The organism is Streptomyces solincola (assembly GCF_002982015.1).
Classification (GTDB): domain Bacteria; phylum Actinomycetota; class Actinomycetes; order Streptomycetales; family Streptomycetaceae; genus Streptomyces; species Streptomyces solincola.
Window position 1 is genome coordinate 1 of the sequence record NZ_PVLV01000036.1, and the last position, 7,867, is coordinate 7,867.

General features: G+C 75.2%; 8 protein-coding genes. 3 read left to right on the forward strand and 5 right to left on the reverse strand.

The features are described from left to right. From C6N75_RS02660 to C6N75_RS02670, 3 genes are all read right to left on the reverse strand, one after another. A partial coding sequence (locus C6N75_RS02660; RefSeq protein WP_105867205.1) for a cation:proton antiporter occupies positions 1–1,119 on the reverse strand: 1,119 nt, incomplete at its 3' end. Between the two features lie 6 nt (positions 1,120–1,125). Then, positions 1,126–1,611 carry a cation:proton antiporter regulatory subunit gene (locus C6N75_RS02665; protein ID WP_105867206.1) on the reverse strand — a complete coding sequence of 162 codons (486 nt, stop codon included), beginning with the start codon at positions 1,609–1,611 and terminating at the stop codon, positions 1,126–1,128. A gap of 695 nt (positions 1,612–2,306) precedes the next feature. Beyond that, positions 2,307–2,594 carry a DUF3040 domain-containing protein gene (locus C6N75_RS02670; protein WP_105867207.1) on the reverse strand — a complete coding sequence of 96 codons (288 nt, stop codon included), beginning with the start codon at positions 2,592–2,594 and terminating at the stop codon, positions 2,307–2,309. 265 nt (positions 2,595–2,859) lie between these two features. Here C6N75_RS02670 and C6N75_RS02675 point away from each other — a divergent pair, with 265 nt between their 5' ends. Next, on the forward strand, positions 2,860–3,831 hold the full coding sequence (locus C6N75_RS02675) for a HAMP domain-containing sensor histidine kinase (RefSeq protein ID WP_105867208.1): 972 nt from the start codon (positions 2,860–2,862) through the stop codon (positions 3,829–3,831). Next, positions 3,828–4,493: a response regulator gene (locus tag C6N75_RS02680; RefSeq protein WP_105867209.1), complete on the forward strand. Its 666-nt coding sequence runs from the start codon at positions 3,828–3,830 to the stop codon at positions 4,491–4,493. The genes C6N75_RS02675 and C6N75_RS02680 overlap by 4 nt, the downstream gene beginning before the upstream one ends. Positions 4,494–4,511: 18 nt before the next feature. On the opposite strand, the gene C6N75_RS02685 is transcribed toward C6N75_RS02680, so the two are convergent. Beyond that, a complete protein-coding gene (locus C6N75_RS02685; protein WP_105867210.1) occupies positions 4,512–5,570 on the reverse strand; it encodes a glucose 1-dehydrogenase in 1,059 nt (352 codons plus the stop codon). Between the two features lie 167 nt (positions 5,571–5,737). On the opposite strand from C6N75_RS02685, the gene C6N75_RS02690 reads away from it, so the two are divergent. After that, entirely contained in the window at positions 5,738–6,220 is a 483-nt protein-coding gene (locus C6N75_RS02690) for an Lrp/AsnC family transcriptional regulator (RefSeq protein WP_105867211.1), read from the forward strand. Positions 6,221–6,243: 23 nt separating this feature from the next. On the opposite strand, the gene C6N75_RS02695 is transcribed toward C6N75_RS02690, so the two are convergent. Continuing rightward, entirely contained in the window at positions 6,244–7,539 is a 1,296-nt protein-coding gene (locus tag C6N75_RS02695; RefSeq protein WP_105867212.1) for an ATP-binding protein, read from the reverse strand. Positions 7,540–7,867 lie beyond the last annotated feature (328 nt).

Consider the following 7,867-nt stretch of genomic DNA (forward strand, 5'->3'; position numbering starts at 1 on the left):
GGTCCAGCGGGCGGCGAGCGGGCCGACGATCACCAGGATCAGCACATAGGCGGTGGCCAGCGGGCCGATCCGGGGCTCCACGCCGACGGCGAGGCCGGCGATGACGATGGAGAACTCGCCGCGGGCGACCAGGGTGCCGCCGGCCCGCCAGCGTCCGGCGGGCTTGATGCCGGCCCGGCGGGCCGCGTAGTAGCCGGTGGCGATCTTGGTCAGCGCGGTGACGACGGCGAGGATCAGCGCGGGCAGCAGCACCGGGGGGATGTCGGCGGGGTCGGTGGACAGGCCGAAGAAGACGAAGAAGACGGCGGCGAACAGGTCCCGCAGCGGGGTGAGCAGGCTGCTGGCGCCCTCGGCGACCTCGCCGGAGAGCGCGATGCCGACCAGGAACGCGCCGACCGCAGCGGACACCTGCAACTCGGCGGCGATGCCCGCCACCAGCAGGGTGAGGCCGAGCACCACGAGCAGCAGCATCTCGGCGTTGTCGGAGGAGACCGCCTTGCTGATCAGCCGGCCGTGCCGCAGGGCGAGGTAGAGCACCGCGCCGACGGTGCCGAGCGAGATCAGCAGGGTGACCGAGCCGCCGGCCAGACCCACGCCGGCCAGCAGCGCGGTGAGGATCGGCAGGTAGACCGCCATGGCCAGGTCCTCGATGACGAGCACCCCGAGCACGACCGGGGTCTCCCGGTTGCCGAGCCGCCCGAGGTCGCCGAGGACCTTCGCGATGACCCCGGAGGACGAGATCCAGGTGACGCCGGCCAGGGCGACCGCGGCGACCGGGCCCCAGCCCAGGATCAGGGCGGCGGCCGCGCCGGGGACCGCGTTGAGCACGAAGTCGACGGCGCCGGAGGGGTACTGGGTCTTGAGGTTGGTGACCAGCTCGGAGGCGCTGTACTCCAGGCCCAGCAGGAGGAGCAGCAGGATCACGCCGATCTCAGCGCCGGTCGCCACGAACTCCTCGCTGGCCCGCAGCGGGATGATGCCGCCGTGGCCGAAGGCGAGGCCGGCCAGCAGGTAGAGGGGTATCGGGGAGAAGCCCACCCGGCCGGCGAGGCGCCCGAGCACACCCAGGCCGAGGATGATCGCCCCGAGTTCGATGAGCATGGCGGTCGTGTCGTGCACGGGTCTCTATCCTCCGGTGATCAGGTCGGCGACGGCGTCCACGCCTTCGCGGGTGCCGACGACGACGAGGGTGTCGCCGATGGCGAAGCGGAAGTCGGGGGCCGGGGACGGGACGGCGGCGGTCCGGCGCAGCACGGCGACGATGGAGGCGCCGGTGAGGGTGCGGGCCTGGGTGGAGCCGAGGGTGCGGCCGGCGTACGGGGAGCGCTTGGTGATCTCGATGTGCTCGGTCACCAGGTCGATCTCCATGTGCTGGTGCAGGTGGGCCACCGGGTCCGGGGTGAGCAGCTTGGCCAGCGCGGTCGCCTCGTTCGGCGCGAGGGTCGCCGAATCCCGGCAGTCGTCGTCGTCCTCGGGGTCGTGGAAGGCGAGCATCCGCCGGCCGTCCTGGTGGACCACGACGGAGAGGTGGCGGCCGCTCTCCGTCTCCAGGTCGTAGCGGGCGCCGACGCCGGGGAGGCTGGTCTTGCGGGTGTGAGCCGTGGGCTCCATGGCTGCTCCAGAAGGACGGGTACGGGTACGGGCACGGGTGCGCGCGCCTTCCAGCGTGCCCCGTGAGGGAAGTCCGGCACGCGGGCGTGCGCTCCGGACATGGAAGCGTGCCCACCTCGCGGGCCTGCCGCCGGGGTCGGCCCCGGGCGGCGCGCGGGGAGTGCGGCGCCCCGCGGCGTACGGCGAGGGCCGCGGCGGGCTTCACGGCGGCGCCGCGGCCGTCGGCCCGCGCCGCTCCGGACGCGGCGCGGGCCCCGCCGCTGCCGGGCCCCGCCGGGCGGAGGGCTCGGTCGCGCGGAGGCCCCCGCCGCGTGGGCGGCTCCGACGAGCGGAGGACTCCGCGGTGCGCGAGGCTCCGGCGAGCGGAGGTATCCGTGGCGGGGGAGGCTTCGCCGGGTCAGGCGCGCGCTGCCGAGCGACGCCGTAAGGACCGGAAGGGGCGGCGAGGGGGCATCGGCCGTCAGAGCCGGCCGGTATCGGGTACGGCGTCGCGCGGGGCGTTGTCCACCCGCACCGGGCGGTCGCACACTCGCCGCATGGTCCGCCCTCCCGTCGCACGCGTACGCCGTCGGCTCCACGCCGAGCGACCCGGCCGTCCCTCGCAGGCAGACTGAGAGGTAATGGCCGGGTAAAGAACTGTACCGTACGACGTACTACATCATTCGGGCATACCGTCAGGCAAGCCGCTTGTCGGGCTAGCGGGAGGGTCGCCGGGAGGACCGCCGGCGCGAGCGGTCGGGGTCGAACCGGTGGGCGGCCGCACCGGCGCCCACCAGGCCGGTGGCGATCAGCAGCCCGTCGCCGAGAGCGACCCCCGTCCCGAACAGCGCGAGCGCGGCGGCCAGCAGCAGCCAGGTCACGCCGTGCCGGTACTCCCGCGGCCGTCGCGGCCGCCCCGCGGCCAGGGCGCGGGCGAAGCGGGGGTCCTCGTGCCGGGTCCGTTCCGCCAGCCTGCTCAGCGGGTCCTCGTTCAGCGCGGTCATCGTGCGTCCTCCCCTCGCGGTGCGCCAGGGCGGCTGCCTCAGCCGGTTCCCACCCTGGCGCGCCGGGCCACAGCGCCACCATCGGGTATGTCCCCCATAACGGGCGGTCACGACCCTGTACCGGCCCGGTGTCCGGGTGCGGAGCCCGCCGAGGGGGATGGGTGTCAGCACCGATGGACAGCGCCGGGGGCGCCGGGTGAGGGTGGGAGCGGTGCGCACGCGTCGCACCGAGCGACCGACAACCGCTGCGAGGAGGCCCCGGTCCGTGACGTTGTTCTGGCGGATCTTCCTGCTCAACGCCTCGGTGCTGCTCGCCGCGACCGCGCTGCTCCTGCTCGGGCCGGTCACCGTCTCCACCCCGGTGCTGCTCACCGAGGCGCTGATCCTCTCCTGCGGACTGGTGGCCATGCTGGTCGCCAACGCGGCCCTGCTGCGGTTCGGCCTCGCCCCGCTGGAGCGGCTCACCCGGGCGATGACCACCACCGACCTGCTCCGCCCCGGTCCGCGTCCGGCCGTCTCGGGGCACCGCGAGGTCGCCGCGCTGATCAGCGCGTACAACACCATGCTGGACCGGCTGGAGGCGGAACGGGCGGCGAGCAGCGCGCGGGCGCTGTCCGCGCAGGAGGGCGAGCGGCGGCGGATCGCCCAGGAGCTGCACGACGAGGTCGGGCAGAGCCTGACGGCGGTGCTGCTGGAGCTGAAGGGGGTCGCCGACCGCGCGCCGGAGCCGCTGCGGGCCGACCTGCTGCGGGTGCAGGAGACCACCCGGGACAGTCTGGACGAGATCCGGCGCATCGCCCGGCGGCTGCGGCCGGGGGTGCTGGCCGAGCTGGGGCTGACCAGCGCGCTGCGGGCGCTGGTCGGCGAGTTCGCCACGGGCGGCGGGCCGGTCGTCGGGCACCGCGTGGACGCCGGACTGCCGGCCCTGGACGAGGAGACGGAACTGGTGCTGTACCGGGTGGCGCAGGAAGGGCTGACGAACGTGGTGCGGCACGCGGACGCCGGCCGGGCCGACGTGGAGCTGCACGCCGTCCCGGGCGGCGTGGAGCTGCTGATCCGCGACGACGGCCGGGGCGTCGGCGACGCTCCGGAGGGCGCCGGGCTGCGCGGGATGCGGGAGCGGGCGCTGCTGGTCGGCGCGGAGGTGGGCGTGGGCCCGGGGCCGGGCGGACGCGGCACGCAGGTGCGGCTGCGGGTCCCGGTGGATCCGGAGGCGCACCGGGAGGAGGCGCGATGAGCGCGGACGGGCGGGCGCCGGTGCGCATCCTGCTGGCGGACGACCACGCGCTGGTCCGCCGCGGGGTGCGGCTGATCCTGGACGGCGAGCCGGACCTGGCGGTGGTCGCGGAGGCCGGCGACGGGGCGGAGGCGGTCGAGCTGGCCCGGGGCGAGCGGCCCGACCTCGCCATCCTGGACATCGCCATGCCCCGGCTCACCGGCCTCCAGGCCGCGCGCGAGCTGGGCAGGCTGCCGGACGGGCCGCGCATCCTGATCCTGACCATGTACGACAACGAGCAGTTCTTCTTCGAGGCGCTGAAGGCCGGGGCGGCGGGCTACGTGCTCAAGTCGGTCGCCGACCGGGACCTGGTGGAGGCGTGCCACGCGGCGATGCGCGACGAGCCGTTCCTCTACCCCGGCGCGGTCGGCGCGCTGATCCGCGACTACCTGGAGCGGACCCGGGACGGCCGGGACGTGCCGGCGCGCGCGATCACCGACCGGGAGGAGGAGATCCTCAAGCTGGTCGCCGAGGGCCACACCTCGCAGGAGATCGGCGGACTGCTGTTCATCAGCGTGAAGACGGTCGAGCGGCACCGGGCCAACCTGCTGCAGAAGCTCGGCCTGAAGGACCGGCTGGAGCTGACCCGGTACGCCATCAGGGTCGGGCTCATCGAGCCGTGAGGCCGACGGGGCACGCTGCTACCGGTCCGTGAGGTCGATGACGACCTTGATGTCGTCGCCGTGCTTCTCGAAGGCCTCGGCGGCCCGCTCCAGCGGCACCCGGCGGGTGATCAGCTTGCGCAGCCAGTCCGGGTCCGCGCCGGCGAGGGCCTCGGCGGCCTGGTGGTAGTGGCGCAGGTTGGCGTTGACCGAGCCGACCACCGCGTCGTTCTCCAGGACCAGGTCCCGGTTGACGGTGCCGGCGTCCACGCTGAGAGTGCGGCCGCGCGGCGACACCCCGGTCAGGCAGACGATCCCGTAGGCGCCGGTGCCGGCCATCGCGGCGAACACCAGCGGTCCCGCGCCGGTCGCCTCGATGACGACGTCCGGGTCGAGCTTCGCCGTCACCTGGTCCATCGGGTCGGTGTGGTAGACGGCGCCCAGGCCGGCGACCAGCTCCGGCTTGGGCCCGTCGGCGACCTGGTCCAGGACGTGCACCTCAAGCCCGCGCCGCACCCCGAGCAGCGCCGCCAGCAGCCCGATCGGGCCCGCGCCGGTGACCAGCGCCCGGCGCGGCTCGAACCACGAGCGGGCGCCGATCCGCTCCACCTGCTCCCAGGCCTTGGCGACCACGGTGGTGGGCTCCATCAGCATGCCGACGTCCGCGAGCCCCGGGTCGAGCCGGACGGCGTAGTCGCTCTCCACCGTCCACACCTCGGAGCCGTAGCCGTCCCGCTCCTTGATGCCGCGCTCGGTGTAGCGGCCGTTGCGGCACATGTCGAACTCGCCTCGGGCGCAGGCCCCGCACGGCTCCGGGTCGGGGCGGCGCACCACGCCCACCACCAGGTCGCCGGGGGCGAAGCCGCTGCCGGGCGGCGCCTCGCGGACCCGGCCCAGCGACTCGTGGCCCAGCACCAGCCTGTCCCGCCCGGGCGGGGCCCAGCCGTACTCGCCCGCGGCGATCTCCCGGTCGGTGCCGCAGACGCCGAGCGCGATGCCGTCGACCAGCAGCTCCCCCTCACCGGGCACGGGTTCGGACAGGTCGTCCGAGACTGCCAGGCTGCCGGCCTGGAGCGGACGTACGGTCAGCGCGCGCATGGAACGCCTCCTGGTGGATGCGGGCACGGCGGGCAGGACGCCGTGCCCCTTGAGTGCCCGCCCCGCGCCCCTCCTAACGGCCGGCCGCCGCCCTCGCGCCGCCCGCGTCCACCCGCCCCGGTACGGTGGCGGGGAACCGCAGCGGCACCGGAAGGGAGCGGTCGGACATGGCCGTGGACGCCCTCGACACCCGTATCCTCCGGCTGCTGATCGAGCAGCCGCGCACCTCGGTACGCGAGTACGCGCGGATCCTCGGCGTCGCCCGCGGCACGCTCCAGGCCCGGCTGGACCGGATGGAGCGGGACGGCGTGATCACCGGGACCGGGCCGGTCCTCTCCCCCGCCGCGCTCGGGCATCCGGTGCTGGCGTTCGTGCACATCGAGGTCACCCAGGGGCGTCTGGACGAGGTGGGCGACGCGCTGGCCGCGGTGCCGGAGATCGTGGAGGCGTTCTCCATCACCGGCGGCGGCGATCTGATCACCCGGGTGGTCGCCCGGGACAACGGCCACCTGGAGGACATCGTGCAGCGGCTGATCGGGATGCCCGGGGTGGTGCGCACCCGTACCGAGATGGCGCTGCGCGAGCGGGTGCCGCACCGGCTGCTGCCGCTGGTGGAGGCGGTGGGCCGGGCCGCCGACCGCCGGTACTGACCGGGCCGCGCCGGCCGGCCCGGTCAGTACCGGGCGTGCGCGGTGATGTCGGCCCCGAACTGCTCGATCATCTCGGCGGTGACCGTGGGCCGGCACTCGGCTATGGCCGCCAGATAGTCCTCGGTGCTCGCGCCCGGGACGGCGTCGCCCTCCGGCGGCTGACCGCCGCCGGCCACACCGAGGTCCCGCTCGAACGCCGCCTGGGCCGCGATCCGGGCCGCGTGCTCGATGTCGGCCGGGGTGAACAGGTCGCTCGCGGCCACCAGCACCGACAGGTCCACGTCCGGCCGCCCGGCGGCGTACCGCTGCCAGATCGCGGTGCGCGCCGCCTCGTCGGGGGTGCCGATCGGGATCAGGTAGTCGAAGCGCCCGGGGCGCAGGAACGCCGGGTCGAGGGAGCGGATGGAGTTGGTGGCGCACACCAGCAGCCGTTCGTCGCCTTCCCGGAAGCCCGGGATGAGCTTGAGCAGCTCGTTGGTGACGCCGTGCATCCCACCGGGCTCGGCCGGCTCCTTGCGGACCGGGGCGATCTCCTCCACCTCGTCGATGAAGACCAGCACCCGCTCCAGCTCGGCGATCCGGGCGAAGGCGCTGCGCAGCGCCGCCGACAGGTTGCCCTCGTCGGCGAGCCGGGAGGGCAGCAGCTCCACGAACGGCCAGCCGAGCTTGGCGGCGATGCCCCGGGCGAAGGTGGTCTTGCCGGTGCCGGGCGGCCCGAACAGCGCGATGGCGCGCGGCGGGCGGACGCCGTGCCGGGCGGCCCGCTCGGGCTGGGCGAGCGGCAGCACCACCCGGCGTTCGATGAGGTCCTTCTCCTTCTCCATGCCGGCCACCCGGCCCCACAGGTCCCCGGCGAGGAAGCGGCCGCCGAGGTCGTCGAGGAGGGTGGCGGCCGGGCCGTGCACCGGTTCGGTCTTCTCGAAGTAGGCGACGGCCGGCTGCCGGGTGTAGCCGGCGTTCAGCAGCCCCTCGCCGAGCAGTTCCTCCTCGGGCAGGACGTAGGCGATCCGGCCCACCCGGGCCGCCAGCAGCCGGCGCTCCAGCTCGACCAGCAGGGCGCTGGCCAGGCCGCGGCCGCGCCAGGCGGAGGCGATGGCGATCCGCATCACCCAGGCCCGCTCGCCCGCCACCGAGGCCAGCGCCGCGCCGATCGGCACGCCCTGGTGGACGGCGACCACCGCCGGCTGGCGGGAGGTCAGCGCGCCGATGCACTCGGCAAGCGAGAACACCGACTCCTGGCCGAGTTCGGCCGTGGTGTCGATCAGATGGACGACCGATGCCAGGTCGCCCTCGCGGTAGTCGCGGATGAGCCAGTTCAACGGTGGTGCCGCCCCTCGTCCGTCGCGGGCGCGCACGCTCTCCTCGGCACGCCCGGCGCTTTGACGGTGAGGCTAGGTGCGGCACCGGGCGGCGGGCCCCTGCCGGTTCGCACAACGGGACGGCGGCGAATGCGCCGTTCGGTCGGTTGGCGGCAGCGCCGCTTCCTGGCACGGGGCCGCGCGGGACGGCGGAGCGCGGGGATGAGGAGCGGGAGGCGCAGGGGCACGGCGAGGGCGGCGGCCCGCGTACGGGGGTGGGGCGCGGTCCGTGCCGACGGGACGCGGGGCGCACGGGCAGGGCGTCGTACGGGCGCGGGGCGCCGTACGA